We start from the raw sequence: 17,137 nt of genomic DNA, 5'->3' as shown, positions 1-17,137 counted from the left end.
GCCAATTCGATCCCAGATCGCCCCGTCCGCTGACACCTGAGACGCGGATCACAGGCCGTCCGCCTAGCCTCCCCGTCCGCGCAATGACGAAGATGATTGGCCTTGTCAAATCTCGGATGCAGATCGGTTTGGCCCTCGCCATGCTGATCGCGCTGACGTGCTCGCTGTCGGTCGCCCTGGCCGCGGCGCCAGCGGCCCAAGCCGCACCAGCGATCACCCTCACCAAGGACGCCCCGGCGACGGTCCTGCACGGCGCCGAGGCGACGATGACGCTGCGGGCCTCGAACCCGGCCGGCCAGCCCTACGGCTACAACCTCAGCTTCAAGGACGTGCTCCCCGCCGGGGTCTCGTACGTCCCCGGCTCGTCCGAGGTCGAACCGACGGTGCTCGACAACGCGCCGATCGCCGGACAGACGACGCTGATCTTCAGCAACGTCGCCGACCTCAGCCCCGGCTCGTCGCACGAGCTGCGCTACCGCGTCACGCACGACCCGAACGTCCTGACCATCGGTCAGGCCGTCTCCGTCTCCGACGCCAACCCGGCCAACGACGCGGGCGCGTACATCAACACCGATCCGCGCCGCGTCCCGGACTTCACCAGCCTCGGCGTCGCCAGCGACTTCACCGGCAGCGCGTCCGCGCAGGCCCAGACGCTGATCACCGCGATCGAGATCCGCAAGAGCGAGCCGAGCCCCGAGGGCGAGCTGGTCCGCGGTGCCCACGACCACCAGACCGTCTACACGCTCAAGGTCAAGAACAACGGCATCAAGCAGACCACCGGCATCGCCGTCGAGGACTACCTGCCCGCCGGCCTCGAGTTCCTCGGCTGCGGCACCGCCGACAACACCACCGACGCGCCGACCAACTCCGGCAGCGCCTCCGAGTACCCCGGCTCCGGCCCGCTCAACCCCGGCAACGCCCCGGCCACGAGCAACTGCCGGACCCCGAGCCTCGTCGAGACGGTCAAGGTCGATCCCGACGGCGCCGGCCCGCTCCCGCTGGCCGTCTACACGCACGTCGTCTGGAACGGCCTCGGCGCGATCGCCAGCGGCGCCGAGCTCGAGATCCAGTACGTCGCCGCGATCCCGATCCGCGAGAACACCCTCACCTGGAGCGGCACCACACCGACCACGGCCAGCCTCAAGCAGGGCTCCAACCTCGACAACAACAACGGCCCCGAGACGCTCGACGAGCAGGAGCTGAAGAACTTCGCGACCGCCGCCGGCAAGTACAACAACACGCTCGCCGTCAGCGACAAGACCTACCTGACCCGGACCGCCGAGGACCTCGCGATCCAGAAGTCGGTCGATCGCGGGACCGCCGGCGACGACGACTCGATCGTGCCCGGCACGGTCAGCCGCTGGACGTTCGACATCCAGACCTCCGAGTACCGCGTCACCAAGGACCTGGAGATCACCGACACCCTCCCCAACGGGCTCTGCCCGCTGGGGACCCAGAACTACGAGAGCACCGGCGGCGACGGCCAGCAGGCCGAGTGCGCCACGCGGGCCAACCCGGATCCCGTCAGCGGGCTGCCGACCCGGCCGAGCGACGACTACACGGCGGTCGCCGAGCAGGCCAACGGGGCCTACAAGATCGACTGGGACAAGAGCACGGTCCCGCGCCTCGCCCACGTCGCTCCCTCGTCGCGCCTGAAGCTCACCTTCCCGACGATGACGCGGCAGCGCTACCAGAGCAACTTCAGCGACGCCGCTCCGGTCCTGACCCGCGACTCGTGGAGCAACGACGTCGCGCTCTCCGGCGTCGACTTCCGGATCTGCGCCCCGTCCGACCCGGACTGCACCGGCTCCGGCAGCAAGATCGACGGTGACGAGGCCGACGGCGTCCGCGACCTCGACGAGTCCTCGGCCGGCCAGTCCGCCGGCGGGATCACGATCGACAAGAAGATCCTCGACCCGACGAGCACGCTGACCCCGGTCTCGTGCACGAGCGGCACCTACATCGACGAGACCACCCCCGGCTACGTCCGCCCGAAGTACGCCCCCGGCGACCGCGTCTGCTGGCAGCTGCGCGTCAACTTCTCCGGCCCGCTCTTCACCGGCCTGCCGAAGCTCCGCGACTTCCTGCCCCGCGGCCTCACCTACGACGCGACCCAGCCCGCCGCCCCGACGGCCAACAACACCGTCGCCGCGACGCTGACCCCGGTCCTCCCCGGCGACACCAGCCTCGAGTGGACGCTGGCCGGCGGTACCAACGTCACGCTCGGCAGCCAGGTCTTCGAGTGGCGCTTCGCCACCGTCCTCGGCAAGGACATCAGCCAGTACGCGGACGACGTCGTCGGCAACCTGATGAAGCTCTCCTACTCGAACACCCCCGGGCAGAGCTTCCCGCTCCGCGACCTGGTCGAGTTCGAGCGCGAGGACGCGAACCTCTCGCTGCTCAAGGGCGTCAGGTCGGTCAACGGCGGCGCGCCGAACGGCCCGAACGTCGACAACGTCACGGTCAAGGACAACGACGACGTCGTCTACCGGGTCGACCTGACCAACAACGGCACCCGTGACGCCAACAAGACCCAGGTCTGGGACAACCTCCCCGCCGGCATCACCTGTGCCGACGTCAACGCGGTCCTGATCAGCGACGGCGGCACCTGCGCCCCGATCCCCGGCTCGCTGACCGGCGCGGTTCGGATCACCTGGACCAACGTCGTCGTTCCGGCGTCGAGCAGCAAGAGCCTGACCTACACCGTCAAGGTCCCGGTCGGCGTCGAGCCGAGCCGCAACTTCGACAACACCGCGGGGGTCGTCGGCTACGTCAGCGACACCAACACCGGCGGTGAGTTCGCGTACGTGCCGAGCGGCAACATCGACCCGAGCGCGCCGACGGCGAACACGACGCCGGCCAAGGACGGCTCGCGGATCTCGACCAAGGCCGTGACGCTGACCAAGGCCCGCACGACCTCGGTCACCGAGGCCGGCAACAACGCGTTGGACCAGGCCACGATCGGCGAGTCGATCAACTACACGGTCACCGCGACCGTCCCCGAGGGCACGACGCTCTACGGCAGCCCGGTCCTCGGCGACCCGCTCGGGACCCGTCAGACCTTCGTCGCCGGCAGCGCCGTGGCGACGTTCAACGGCAGCACCACGCTGCCGGCCGGCGTCACCCTGACGACGACCGGCAACACGGTCAAGCTGAACTTCCCGGCGACGTACACCAACGCCCCCGGCAGCGGCGACGACGTCTTCGTGCTGACCTTCTCGGCGACGGTCAACGACATCGCCGCCAACAAGCGGACCAGCCCGACCGTCGACTACACGCTGCCGAACAAGGCGCGCTTCGACTGGACCGACGCCGCCGCGACCGCGACCGGCGTCGACAGCCCGACCGTCAACACGACGATCGTCGAGCCGAACCTCAAGATCGCCAAGAGCCACACGCCGACCGGCACCTTCAAGCCCGGCGACACCGTCCACTACAAGCTGACCGTCAGCAACCCGACGATCGCGCGCGGCACGGTCGGCCACGACCTCCAGATCGTCGACACGATCCCGGTCGGCCTGACCCCGACCGCCGGGACCTACGGCACCGGCGTCTGGGACTCGGGTGCCCGCACGATCACCTGGACCCGCACCTCGCTGGCCCAGAACGCGACGTTCGACCTCACCTACGACGTGACCGTCGACGACCCCGCGGTCGCCGGCGCGACGTTCACCAACAACGTCGCCCTGACCGGCACCAGCCTCGCCGGCGCCGTCACCGGTGAGCGCACGTCGACCTCGCCGATCACCGACGGCTACAAGGACGCCGACACCGACACCGTCAACCTCGCCGGTGCGACGCTGACCAAGTCGGTCTCCCCGACCACCGCGACGATCGGTGACACGGCCACCTACACGGTCGACGTCGTCTTCCCGGCGGGGATCAAGTTCTACGACGCGACGGTGATCGACACCGTCCCCGACGGCGTGCTGGTGAGCACCCTGCCGGTCGGCAACTGCATCAGCGGCTGCACCGGCACCGTCACCGCGCCCGCCCTGCCGATCGTCAACAACGCCAACGGCACCGCGAAGCTCGGCTGGTTCGTCGGCGACCTCGCGTCGCAGGCCACGCCGCGGACCTTCCGGTTCGTCTACACCGGCCGCGTCAAGAAGCAGCTGGTCGGCAGCGTGAACGTCAAGACCGGCGACACGCTGACCAACACCGCGACCGCCTACTACAACAACAGCGAGCTGATCACCGGCACCCCGGCGACGATCCCGGACTCGTCGACCTTCACCGACGAGACCGATCCCGACACGGCGACGGTGACCGTCGCCGAGCCGAAGATCACGCTCGACAAGGACGTCTCCGACGACACCGACGACGACGACCGTCGTTCGACCCAGCCGGGTGACGACTACACCTACACGCTGAAGGTCAAGAACACCGGGACCTCCCCGGCCTACGACGTCGACGTCACCGACGTGCTCGACGAGGACCGCCTGAAGAACGTCGTCCTCGTCGGCGGCAGCAGCTACGCCACCGACTCCGACGGCAGCGACGGGACCCTCGCCTGGACGATCCCCGGTCCGATCGCCCCCGGCGACACGGTCACGCTGACCTACACGGCCGACCTCGCCCCGTCCTCGGCACTGACCAACGGCGACACGGTCGTCAACACGGCGAACGTCCCGAGCTACTGGGGCGTCGTCACCGGCAACCAGGCCAACGGCCGCGAGTACACCGAGAACCCGACCGACACGGTCACCCTCGACGTCGCGCTGCCGGAGCTGACGGTCGTCAAGACGACCGGCGGGACCGGCACCCCGGAGCGGGCCAACGCCCAGGTCGGCGAGGCCTTCCCCTGGAAGATCGTGATCTCGAACAGCTCGAGCGTCGCGACCGCCAAGAAGGTCAACGTCAGCGAGCTGCTGCCGGCCAACTGGACCTACGTCGCGGGCAGCGCCGTCTACTCGCGGGCGTTGCCGTCCGGCACCCCCGACGAGCCGACGGTCACGACCCTCAGCGCCGTCAGCACCCTCAAGTGGCTCGACATCGGTGACCTCTCGCCCGGCGAGTCGGTCACGCTGAACCTGCAGGCCAAGCCGACGGTCGCCGCGCTCACCACGCCCGGCACCGGCGTCACCCACCTCAACCTCAACCACGTCACGATCACCGGCGAGGACGTCACCGGCGCGACCGGCTCCAAGACCGGCCCCTACACCGACGACGACGGCGCCGAGGCGCTGCTCCAGACGCCGGCCCTGACGGTCGCCAAGACCCCGGACAACGGCGCCGTCGTCGCCGGGGCGGGCGCGACCTACAAGGTGGTCATCACCAACAACGGCGACGGCCCCGCCCGTGACGTCGTCGTCACGGACGTGCTCGGCGCCAACCAGACCTACGTGGCGGGCGCGGCCACGGCCGCCCCGGCGACCGGCTTCAGCGAGACCTCGGTCGCCGCGGGTCCGGGCGCCGGACAGACCACGGTCAAGTGGGCGATCACGTCGATCGCGGCCGGCGCCTCGGTCACGATCAGCATGCCGATCACCACCCCGGCCGGTCTCGCCGCCAACACGGCGCTGACCAACAACGCCGCGGTCGTCTCGCGTGAGATCACGACGCCGGTCACCGACCCCGGCTCGCTGACCTCGACGGTCAACTCCGACGTCAAGATCGTCAAGACGGCGACGTCGCCGACCGGCAACGCGACCGCCGGCGGCAACATCGTCTACGAGCTGAAGGCGACCAACGACGGGCCGTCCAACGCGACCGGGGTGACCGTCAGCGACACGCTGCCGACCAACCTCACGTTGGTCTCCGCACCCGGCTGCACGGTCGCCGGCAAGACGCTGACCTGCCTGGTCGGTGCGCTCGCCAACGGCGCCAGCCAGACGTTCACCGTCACGGCGACGGTCGCCAGCAACGAGACGACCGGCGTGACGAACACGGCCACGGTCACCTCGACCACGCCGGACTCGAACACCACCAACAACAGCGACGACGAGACCAAGCCCGTCTCGGCGCTGGCCGACCTGGTGGTCACCAAGACCGCCTCGAAGACGAACCTCCGCCAGGGCGAGCAGTTCACCTACACGGTCAAGGTCAAGAACGAGGGCGTCTCGGACGCCGTCGCCGTGACCCTGCAGGACATCCTCCCGGCCCCCGCCATCACGCTGGTCAGCGCGACGACGGACACCGGCACCTGCACGCCGACGCTCAACACCGTCAACTGCGCGATCGGGCGCCTGGTGCCCAACGCGACCGCCGAGATCACGATCACGGCGACGGCGAACAACGTCGGCACGTCCGACAACACCGCGACGGCCGCCACCACGACCACGGAGTCGTCGACCACCAACAACTCGGGCTCGGCTGAGGTCGAGGTCGCCCCGGTCGCCAACCTCGGGATCGTCAAGACCGCGCCGGCGACGGTCGCGGCCAACGGCAACCTGACCTACACCCTGACCCTGAAGAACGACGGGCCCTCCGCCGCGACCGGCGTCGTGGTCGAGGACAAGCTGCCCGCGGACGTCGAGTTCGTCTCGGCCTCGAACGGCTGCACCGAGGCCACCGGCACCGTCACCTGCAACGTCGGGGCGATGCCCGTCACCAACCCGCCGACCGAGCCCGCCAAGGTCCTGACGATCACCGTCAAGGTCCCGTGGACGTCGGCCGACAAGACGCTCACGAACAAGGCGACGATCGACGGCAACGAGCTGGATCTGACCCCGACCGACGACTCGTCGACGGTCGAGACCGTCGTCGGCCCGGCGGTCAACCTGAAGACGACGAAGACCGCGCCGACCCTCCCGGTCGTCCAGAGCGTCGAGTTCGACTACGTCGTCACCGTCACCAACGACGGCCCGTCGACCGCCGAGGACGTCGTCCTCAAGGACACGATGCCGACCGGCGTCACCGCCCTCCGGGCGACCACCACCGACGGCACCTGCACGCTGACCGGGACCCCGACCGAGGTCAAGTGCGACTTCGGCGACATGCCCAAGAACACGACCAAGACCGTGACGATCACCGCCCGCGGTGACGTTCCCGGCAACCCGCTCAACGTCGCGACGGTCACCAGCACGACGCCGGAGATCGACATCAACGACAACGAGGCCGAGGCCCCGGTCGAGATCACCCCGGCCACCGACCTCGGGGTCGTCAAGACCGCCCCGGCCAAGGTCGCCCCGGACGGGACGATCGGCTACGAGCTGGCGATCGTGAACAACGGCCCCTCCCCCGCCACCGGGGTCAAGGTCGTCGACACGCTGCCGGTCGGCGTGACGTTCACCTCGGCCAGCGCGGGCTGCGTGCTCAACGCGCGGACCGTGACCTGCACCGTCGGCGACCTCGCGGTCGACGAGCGCAAGACGCTGACGATCAACGTCAAGGCGCCGTTCGCGCTCGCCGGTCAGACGCTGACCAACAGCGCCACGATCAGCGGCAACGAGACCGACCTGGTCGCCCCCAACGACAGCTCGCAGGCGACGACGACCGTCGGTCCCGGCGCCGATCTGTCGCTGACCAAGACCGCCAACAGCGCGGTCGCGGACGGCAAGGCGACCTGGACGATCACCGTCCGCAACAGTGGGCCGACGACCGCCACGGGCGTGACCGTGCACGACGTGCTGCCCGCGGGCACGCGCTTCGAGTCGGCGACGCCGAGCCAGGGAACGTGCTCCAACGCCGGCGGTACAGTCGATTGCGTGCTCGGTACCCTCGCCTCCGGCGGTAGCGCGCAGCTCACGATCGTGGCTGGCGTCGACGCAGGCCTGGCCGGTCAGACGCTCCGCAACACCGCCACGGTCGACGGTGAGGAGCCCGATCCGGACCCGACCAACGACAGCGACACCGCCGACATCGTCGTCGCGCCGCCGACGCTGGTTCCCGGTCCGGACCTGCAGACGACCAAGACGGCCAGCACCAGCAAGCCGCAGCTCGGCAAGCGGTTCAGCTACACGGTCGTGGTGCGCAACGCCGGCAAGGGTCGCGCCAACCAGGTCCGCCTGACGGACACGATGGACCGTGACGTCCGGATCGACGCGATCAAGCCGAGCCAGGGTCGCTGCACCAAGTCCGGCAGCACGATCGACTGCGATCTCGGGGCGCTCGAGCCGGGTGCCGCGGTGACGATCAAGGTCGACGTGACGCCGATCCGCAAGGGCGCGCTGCGCAACACGGCCACGGCGGTCGCGGTCGGGCAGAGCGACCCGGTCAGCAGCAACAACGGCGCCGTCGCCGGGGTCCAGGTCTCGGCCCCGCGGACGACCGCCACGGTGACCAAGCGCGCGTCGCAGCGGTCGGTCCTCGGCGGTCGCACCGTCGTGTTCACGATCAAGGTCAAGATGGGCAACAAGCCGGGCGCCAACGTCAAGGTCTGCGACCGGCTCCCGGCCGGCCTGGTGTTCGTCCGTGCCGCGGGCGCCACGTTCCGCAAGGGCGAGGCGTGCTGGACGATCCCCTACCTCGGGGCGAAGGTCAGCAAGACCCTGAAGATCACCACCCGCGCGGAGCGCGGCTACCGGGCCCGCAACGTCAGCAACACCGCTGTCGTCACGGGCGACAACGTCCGCCGCGCGACCGCCAAGGCCCCGCTCCGGATCCGTCCGGCCGTCGCCGGGCGCCCGGGTGGCGTGACGGGCTGATCGGACGGCGTGCAGACCCGTACTCGTGTCTGCCTCGCCGTGCTGACGACCTGCGTGGTCGCGCCCTCGGGCGCGACCGCGCAGGCGGCCAGCGATCCGCTGCGCCCGACGGCGCGGCGGGCCTCGCTGGCCCAGGTGATCTTCCCGACCGTCGTTCGCGACGCGCCGGGTGACGGGACCTCCACCGGGCGCCTCCGAACCGAGGCGCCCTGGGGCGGCGGTCCGGTCCGGCTGCTCGTGCTGCGCTCGACCGTCGTCGACGGCCGTCGCTGGCTCGAGGTCCGTCTGCCGACCCGGCCGAACGACCGTTCCGGCTGGATCGACGCCAACCACACCCGGCTGAGCACGACCGCCTGGCGGATCGTCATCTCGCTCCGCTCGCGGACGCTCGAGGTCCGCCGGGCCGGGAGGCTGGCCCGGCGCTACCGCGCCGTGATCGGCGCCCCGGCCACCCCCACCCCGCGCGGCCTGTTCGCGATCAGCGAGCGGATCCGCCAGCGCTCGGGCAACCTCGGGCCGTGGGCACTCCACCTGACGTCCCACTCCGACGTGCTCGACAACTACGGCGGCGGTCCGGGACGGATCGCGATCCACGGTCGCTCCGGCTCGCTGCTCGGCGATCCGCTCGGCAGCGCCCGCTCGCACGGTTGCGTCCGGATCGACAACGACGCGCTCGCGTGGCTCGAGGTCCGTGCGGTCGAGGGCACCCCGGTCGAGGTGCGCTGAGCGCACCGCAGCCCTCGCGGGTCGTCGATCGGGCGGGTAACCTGGACGCCCGATGAGTGACGGCGATCCGGATCCCCCGCCCGGCCCAACGGCCCCGGTGCTGCGTGCCTCCGACGCCGACCGCGAGCGGACCGCGGACCTGCTCCGCGCCGCCGCCGGCGAAGGCCGGCTGACCTTCGACGAGCTCGACGAGCGGCTGCACGCGGCCTACGCCGCGGTCACCCGCCACGACCTCGAGGGGCTCGTCACCGACGTGGTCGTCCCCGACGGACACCGCGACCATCTGACCGCAGCGGCCGCCCGCAGCGATCGGGTCCCCGTCCGGCGCGGCGAGGGCGGGAGCCGCTGGCTGTTGGCGATCATGAGCGGCCTCGAGCGCTCCGGCCGCTGGCGGATCGACCGGCGCTGCCAGCTGATCAACCTGATGGGCGGCAGCGAGCTGGACCTGCACGACGTCGAGCTGGCCGACGACGAGGTCCGGCTGACCGTCTGGTCGGTGATGGGCGGGGCGGAGATCCGCGTCCCCGACCACATGAACGTGCGGGTCTCGGACCTGGCCCTGATGGGCGGCAACAGCGTCAAGCTCGGCGAGGCCGAGCCCGATCCGGGCGGCCCCGTCCTGCACCTGCGGCTGATCTCGATCATGGGCGGGACAGACGTCCAGCGCGGGCGCAAGCTGACCCGCGAGGAGCGACGGGCGCAACGCCGCGACCGGCGGCAGGAACGCGAGCAGCGCCACCTCGACCGCCATTTCGACCGCCCGCTCGACCCCCACCACGACGACGGCCACGACCGGCACGGTCACTGAGCCGGCACGGGTTCGCGTCCGCCGAGACGACGGACCCGGACCGCTACCGGCGGACCACGATCCTGACCGTGACCCGCCGGTCGCTGGTCTTCCGCTCGGTGGTCGGCGACGGTCGGTCGTGCGCGACCACCGCGAGCCGGGCCGGACGCTCCCGCACCCCCGCGAGCAGCAGCCGCTCGACCGCACGGGTCCGGGCGCGCGCCAGCCGCCGGTCCGCGGGCGGCGAGCGCCGCCGGTCGCCGTAGCCGTCGATCGCCAGCAGCCGCGCGCCGTCGACCCGCCCCCGCACCCGCCGCAGCCGGGCCTGATCGCGCACGCTCAGTCGCGCGCAACCGGCGCAGAAGCGCAGCTCCATCCGGATCGTCGCCATCCGGACCGGTGCCTTCGGCCCGCTCGGTGGGGCGGGCAGCAGCGGGGCCGGCGCCGGCGCCCGCTCCGGCGGACCGGGGGCTGGCGGAGGCATCGGGGTCGTCGGCGTCGGCGGGTCGCTGCCCTCCGGATCGGTCCCCGGTCCGGGCGGCTCCGGTGCCGGCGCGACCGTCCACGTCCACCCCGCCACCGACGAGACGATCCCGTCGTCGGCCTGCTGGCGGACCTCGAAGCGGTGCTCGCCGACGCGCAGCCCCGTCAGCTCCTTCGGCGACGTGCAGTCCGCGAAGGCGCCGTCGTCGAGCCGGCAGGCGAAGCGCGCTCCGGCCTCGCCGGTGAAGACGAACCGGGCCGCGGCCTCCTCGGTCGCAGCGTCCGGGGCCGCCGTGATCGCCGGCGCCCCCAGCGCCGTCCGGACGACCGCGGTCGCCGCCGAGCGACCGGCCGTCGAGCCCGCGTCGTTGCTCGCGGTCTCGACGAACCGGAGGCGGTGGCCGACGTCGGCCGCGGTCGCGGTGTAGCGGGAGCCGGTCGCCTCGCCGATCGTCGCGCAGCCGTCGCCGTGCTCGTCGCAGCGCAGCCACGAGGACGCGAGCGCGCCCGGGTCGAGGCCCCACGTGCCAGCAGCGGCCGTCAGCTCCCCACCCGAGCGGGCGACGCCGCCGACGGTCGGCGGCGTGACGACCACCGGCGGGTTGCCCGGCAGGTCGACGGCGGCGCCGGGCAGTCGCAACCCGATCGCGACGGGGTCGCTCAGCGCGACCGTGAACCGGCGGTCGGCGGTCGCCGTCGGGTCACGCCGCAGCGGGACGGCGATCGTCCGCTCCGTCCGCCCGGCGGCGAAGTACAGCTCGCCGCTGGTCGCGGTGAAGTCGCGGCCCTCGGTCGCCGTGCCCGCGACGGTCGCGAAGCCGACGAGCGCCGGGCCGGCGCCGGACTGGCGGCGGACCGTGATCGTCGCGCTGCTCGCCGCGACGTCGACCGCGCTGGTGAAGACCCGCCAGTCGCCGTTGCTCCCGCCGTCGTCCCAGCAGCGGATGTAGCTGTCGCCGTCGTGCGGGACCGGGTCGAACGGTCCGCCCATGCAGAGCCGGTTCCCGTCCGGCGGCGCGCCGTCGGAGTAGGGCGGCCCGTCCGGGTACACCGGATCGGGGCCCGGCAGGACGGTCCAGTCGTAGCTGGCGACCGGCGAGAGCAGACCGTCGTCGCCGCGCTGGCGGACGTCGAAGTGGTGGCCGATCGAGCGCAGCCCGCTGAACCTCGTCGGGCTGGTGCAGGTCGCGAAGACCTGGTCGTCGATCCGGCACTCGAAGCTCGCGCCCGACTCGCCGGTGAAGCCGAAGTCCGCCGTACGCGTGGCGGTCACGCTCGGCGGGGTGACGGTGATCGCCGGGGCGGCCAGCGTGGCGCGGACGACCGCGGTCGGGGTCGAGGCGGCCGTGGTCGGCCCGGCAGCGTTGGTCGCGGTGACCGCGAAGCGGAGCCGGTGGCCGACGTCGGCGGCGGTCGGGACGTAGCTCGCGTCGGCCGCGCCGTCGATCGTCGCGCAGCCGTCGCCGTCGGCGTCGCAGCGCTGCCACCCGCGCCTGAACGCGTCCGGGGCGCCGGTCCAGCTGCCGTCGCCGCCGGTCAGCGTCTCGCCGACCCGCGCCCGGCCCGTCTGCGTCGGCGCCGTGCTGGCCGCGGGCAGGTTGCTCGGGATCGTGACCGTCGCGTCCGTGAGCTGCAGGCCGAGGCCCGCGCCGTCGGAGAGCACGACCCGGAACCGGCGGCCGTCGGCGACCGCCGGGTCGCGCACGATCGGGACGCTGATCGTGCGCGTGGTCTGCCCGACGGTGAAGTAGAGGTCGCCGTGGGTCTCCCCGTAGTCGCGGCCCGCGATCGCCGTGTCGGGCGCGGTCGCGAAGCCGACCAGCGCCGGGGACGCACCGTCGGGCCGGGTGATCGTGATCGTCGCCGCGGTCGCGCCGACGGTCACGGCCGGGGTGATTCGCCGCCAGGGCAGCTCGGCGGCGGTCAGGCAGCGGACGTAGCGGTCGCGCTTCGTGACGATGATGTCGAAGAGGCCGCCGTCGCAGGCCAGATCGCCGTCGAGGCGGACACCGCTCCCGTAGGGCGGTCCGGGACGACCGGGGTCGGTCGCCGCGACGACCGTCCACTCGCGGACGGCCGGATCCGAATCGACGTCGTCGGCGCTCCGCTGGAAGACCTCGAAGCGGTGGCGGCCGAGGCTCAGCCCCGAGGACCAGGCCGTCGGACCGCAGGGGGCCGCGTCCTCCAGGTCGATCCGGCACCAGAGGCTCGTCCCCTGCTCGCCGCGGACCGCGAAGCGCACCGAGGTCGACGCCGTGGTCGAGGCGTCGTCCGGCCCCTCGACGATCGTCGGTGGGCCGAGCGCCAGCGCCGACGTCGGTAGCGCGAAGCCGAGGGCGAGGCAGGCGGCGACCAACAGGCGCAGGGTCCGGGCGGTTCGGCGGCGGGACGTCCGCGGGCAGGGAGAGGGCATGCTCCCGACAGGCTGTCAGGACAGACGTTCGATTCCGATCGCGGATCGCGTGGCTCTCCCGTACGCTCGTTCGGGGATTCCGTGAATCAGTACCCGCCTCAACCCGGCCCGATCCGCTCGGAAGCCGCGCAAACCGTGCATGCGCTGGCGCACGGTGCGGGGACGGCGCGGGCCCTCGCCCGCCGGCTCGACGAGTTCACGAGCCGCCAGCTCGTCGCGGTCGCGCTCGAGCTGCCCGAGTGGACGATCGAGCGCCCCGACCTCGAGGACCGTCAGCGGGCGATCGCCTACGGCAGCCTCCGCGACCAGCTCGAGACGCTTCGCACGGCGGCCCCGCTGCCGACGATCTGCCCGGTCTGGGACCTCGACCTGGCCAACCTCGCGGCAACCGTCGGGGCCCCACTCGCCCCGCTGCTGGCCACCTACCGGCTCGGAGCCGCGATGCTGCTGGACGCCTGGATCGAGGAGGTCGAGATGCTCGGCCTCCCGGCCCGCGAGCGGTTGGCCCTGGTCCGGGCCGGATCGGCCTTCTTCTCGGCCTACGCCGGCCGGCTCTCGGACCTGATCGGCGCCGCCCACACCCAGGAGCGCGACCGCGCGCTCCGGGGCAGCGCCCAGCGCCGGGTCCAGTTCGTCAACGCCCTGCTGGGAGGGGCGACCGTCAGCTCCGACCAGCTCGATCACGAGCTCAGCGGCCATCACGTCGCGGTGATCGCCTGGGGCTCCGCCGCCGGCGACGCGATCACCGGACTCGCCCAGCAGCTCGACCGTCGCCTGCTGCTGCTCCCGCAGGTCGAGGAGACGTGGTGGGCGTGGCTGAGCGGCGACCGACCGCTCGACCCGCCGCGGGCCGCCGGCCTCGCACGCTGGAGCCCGCCCGCGGGGGTGCGCGCTGCCGTCAGCGGCTCGCATCCCGGGATCGAGGGCTTCCGCCGCGCGCACGAGGACGCCCGCCTCGCCCACCGCGCCGCCCGCCGCCGGAGCGAGCCGGTCACGACCTACGCGTCGATCGCGCTCGAGGCCCTTGCCGGGGCCGACGAGGCCGCGGCCCGGCGCTTCGTCGACGCCGAGCTGGCCGGCCTCAACGGCAGCGATCGTCGGTCGACCGCGCTGCGGGGCACGCTCGAGGCGTACTTCGCCGCCGGCCACAACGCCGCCGCGACCGCGCGCACGCTCGGCGTCCACGAGCAGACGGTCGTCAACCGCCTGCGGACGGTCGAGGAGACGATCGGAACGGCCGTGACCCGACGGCGCGCCGAGCTGGAGACGGCCCTCCGGCTGCGGGCCCGGCTCGCGGGCTGAACGCGGCCGGGCGACTCGGACCCGGCCGTCCCCGTGCGCCCGCGGCTGGCCGCCCAACCCGCTCAGCGCGACGAGTAGAGCAGCGCCGCCACCGAGGTCGCGAGGTTGAGGCTGGAGACGCCCGCCCGCATCGGGATCCGGACCCGTCGCTCGGCGCGGGCCAGCAGCTCGTCCGAGAGCCCGTGGCGCTCGGTCCCGAAGGCCAGCACCGCCCGCTCGGGCAACCGCTCGTCACCCAGCTCCTCGCCCTCCGGATCGACCGCGATCAGCGCCCGGCCGCCCGCGGCCAGCCGCTCCAGCGCGGGCTCTTCCACCCGCGCGACCGGCAGCGCGAACTGGAGTCCCGCCGCGCCCCGGACGGCGTCCGGATGCCACGGATCGGTCTCCCCCGTGCTCAGCACCGCCGCCGCCCCGGCCGCCGCGGCGACCCGCACGCAGGCCCCGAGGTTGCCGAGGTTGCGGGGGTCCTCGAGCAGGACGATCGGCGCCGGCGCCGGATCGTCCAGGACCGCCGCGACGTCGACGGCAGGGCGCCGCGCCAGCGCCATCACACCGGTCCGCGGAGCCCGCGGACCGAGGTCCGCCAGCACGTCCGACTCGATCTCGGTCGCCAGTGGGCGGATCGCCCCGTCGAGGTCGAGCGCCAGCGACCGCACCAGTGCGTCCAGCTCGTCGAGGTCGGTGGCGACGACGTCGAGCAGCTCGGCCCCGAACCGCAGCCCGTGCTTGAGCGCGTGGAAGCCCTCCAGGATCGCGACGGTCGGATCCCGGCGCGCGCGACGGAAGCGTTGGACGAGGTCGTCGGTCATCGGCCCCCATCGTCGCCGATCGCGCGTGCGAACGGTTCGACCCGCTCCCCCGACGGCGCGATACTGGAGCGCGATGGCCCGCCGCAACGGCTCCGACGCCGACCGCACCGCCTGGGCCCGCAACCTCGCGTCGCCGGTCCGGGCGTTCCTCCGGGCCGAGACCGGCGGCGCGGTCGTGCTGGTCGCCGCGGCGGTGCTCGCGCTGGTCTGGGCGAACTCGCCGTGGCCGAGCTCCTACGAGGCGTTCTGGCGGACCGAGATCGCGATCAGCGTCGGCGACCACGTGCTCTCCAACGACGCCCGCGGCTGGGTCAACCAGGGCCTGATGGCGATCTTCTTCCTCGTCGTCGGGCTCGAGGCCAAGCGCGAGCTCGACCAGGGCGAGCTGCGCGAGCGGACGCGGCTGGCGATCCCGGTCCTCGCCGCGCTCGGCGGGATGTCGCTGGCGGTGGCGATCTACCTCGCGTTCAACGCCGGCGGCGCCGGTGCCGCCGGGTGGGGCGCGGCGATGTCGACCGACACCGCGCTCGCGCTCGGAGCGCTGGCGATCGTGACCCCCAGCGGCGCCGTCCGGGTCCGGGTCTTCCTGCTGACGCTGGTCGTGGTCGACGACCTCGTCGCGCTGCTGGTGATCGCGCTGGCCTACTCGTCCGGGGTCTCGGTGGTGGCGCTCCTGATCGCGCTGGTCCTGTTCGTGGTCCTGATCTCGCTGCGCTACGTGACCCGCTGGCGGACGCCGGCCGCGATCGTGGTCGGCGTCGGCATCTGGCTGGCGATGTTCGAGTCCGGCGTCGACCCGGTGATCGCCGGCCTCGCGATCGGGCTCGTCACCAGCGCCTACCCGCCCGCGCGCGGCGACCTCGAACGGGCGACCGAGCTGGCCCGCTCGTTCCGGGAGCAGCCGACGCCGGAGCTGGCCTACACCGCGCAGCGCAGCCTCGCGGCGGCGATCTCACCGAACGAGCGGCTGCAGTTCCTGCTCCACCCGTGGACGACCTACGTGATCGTGCCGCTGTTCGCGCTCGCCAACGCGGGAATCCCGATCGACGGAACAGTCCTGCGCGAGGCCGCCAGCTCGCCGGTCACGATCGGGATCCTCCTCGCCTTCGTGGTCGGCAAGCCGGTCGGGATCCTGCTGGCGTCGTGGCTGGGCACGCGGCGGATGCTCGGCGGCTCGCGCCCGGCGATCACCTGGCCGGTCCTGGCCGGGGCGGGGGCCGCGGCCGGGATGGGCTTCACGGTCTCGCTGCTGATCGCGAGCCTCGCCTTCAGCGGCCCGCTGCTGGACGAGGCCAAGCTCGGGATCCTCGCCGCCGCGCTGATCTCGCCGCTCGTCGCCTGGACGGTCTTCCGGATCACCCGGATGCTCCCGCAGGACCTCCGCTCGCGCCAGCTCGGGCGGGTCGCCGAGCAGCTGATCGACCTCTCCGCCGACGTCGATCCCACCCGCGACCACGTCCGCGGCAACCCCGACTCGACCGTCACCCTGGTCGAGTACGCCGACTTCGAGTGCCCCTACTGCGGCCAGGCCGAGCCGACGATCCGCGAGCTGCTCGACCGCTGCCGCGGCGACGGCCTCCGCTACGTCTTCCGGCACCTGCCGCTGAGCGACGTCCACCCCCGCGCGCAGCTGGCCGCCGAGGCCGCGGAGGCGGCCGCCGAGCAGGGCCGGTTCTGGGAGATGCACGACCTGCTGTTCGCCCACCAGGACGAGCTGACCCCGCGCGACCTGCTCAGCTACGCGGAGGCGCTCGGCCTCGACGTCGAGCGCTTCGAGCAGCGGCTGCGCCACCGCCACTTCACCGCCCGGGTCGGCGAGGACGTCGCCAGCGCCGACGCCAGCGGCGTCTCGGGCACCCCCTCGTTCTTCGTCAACGGCCGCCGCCACCACGGGGTCTACGACGTCGAGTCATTGGCCGCCGCCGTCGAACGGGCCCGGCGGCAGGTCGCGATCCGACGTCGCGGCGACGTCGCGGCCACGGGAGCCAGCACGCCGAGCGACGGCGACGGTCACCCCGACGCCCGCTGA

At 72.7% G+C, this 17,137-nt stretch carries 7 protein-coding genes; 5 read left to right on the top strand and 2 right to left on the bottom strand.

Going from position 1 to position 17,137, the window contains the following annotated elements; all coding sequences use genetic code 11:
• Positions 1-116 precede the first annotated feature (116 nt).
• The 3 genes from ACVUH9_RS12655 to ACVUH9_RS12645 are packed head-to-tail and all read left to right on the top strand — an operon-like array spanning position 117 to position 10,122.
• Positions 117-8,588, top strand: coding sequence for an isopeptide-forming domain-containing fimbrial protein (locus ACVUH9_RS12655; protein ID WP_475757419.1), 8,472 nt, complete (start codon positions 117-119; stop codon positions 8,586-8,588).
• A gap of 9 nt (positions 8,589-8,597) precedes the next feature.
• Entirely contained in the window at positions 8,598-9,314 is a 717-nt protein-coding gene (locus ACVUH9_RS12650; protein WP_475757417.1) for a L,D-transpeptidase, read from the top strand.
• Between the two features lie 52 nt (positions 9,315-9,366).
• Positions 9,367-10,122 (top strand): DUF1707 SHOCT-like domain-containing protein, encoded by a 756-nt coding sequence (locus ACVUH9_RS12645; protein WP_475757415.1) that lies wholly within the window; start codon positions 9,367-9,369, stop codon positions 10,120-10,122.
• Between the two features lie 43 nt (positions 10,123-10,165).
• Here the strand turns inward: ACVUH9_RS12645 and ACVUH9_RS12640 are convergent, their stop codons facing one another.
• Positions 10,166-12,997 carry a Calx-beta domain-containing protein gene (locus tag ACVUH9_RS12640; RefSeq protein WP_475757413.1) on the bottom strand — a complete coding sequence of 944 codons (2,832 nt, stop codon included), beginning with the start codon at positions 12,995-12,997 and terminating at the stop codon, positions 10,166-10,168.
• A gap of 135 nt (positions 12,998-13,132) precedes the next feature.
• Between ACVUH9_RS12640 and ACVUH9_RS12635 the strand changes: the two genes are divergently transcribed.
• Positions 13,133-14,299 (top strand): helix-turn-helix domain-containing protein, encoded by a 1,167-nt coding sequence (locus ACVUH9_RS12635; protein ID WP_475757412.1) that lies wholly within the window; start codon positions 13,133-13,135, stop codon positions 14,297-14,299.
• A gap of 62 nt (positions 14,300-14,361) precedes the next feature.
• Here ACVUH9_RS12635 and ACVUH9_RS12630 read toward each other — a convergent pair whose 3' ends face one another.
• Entirely contained in the window at positions 14,362-15,108 is a 747-nt protein-coding gene (locus ACVUH9_RS12630; RefSeq protein ID WP_475757410.1) for a TrmH family RNA methyltransferase, read from the bottom strand.
• A gap of 73 nt (positions 15,109-15,181) precedes the next feature.
• Here ACVUH9_RS12630 and nhaA point away from each other — a divergent pair, with 73 nt between their 5' ends.
• Positions 15,182-17,137: a Na+/H+ antiporter NhaA gene (gene nhaA / locus ACVUH9_RS12625; protein ID WP_475757408.1), complete on the top strand. Its 1,956-nt coding sequence runs from the start codon at positions 15,182-15,184 to the stop codon at positions 17,135-17,137.

This window comes from Patulibacter ginsengiterrae, assembly GCF_056269115.1.
This window is presented reverse-complemented; position numbering and strand designations above follow the sequence as displayed.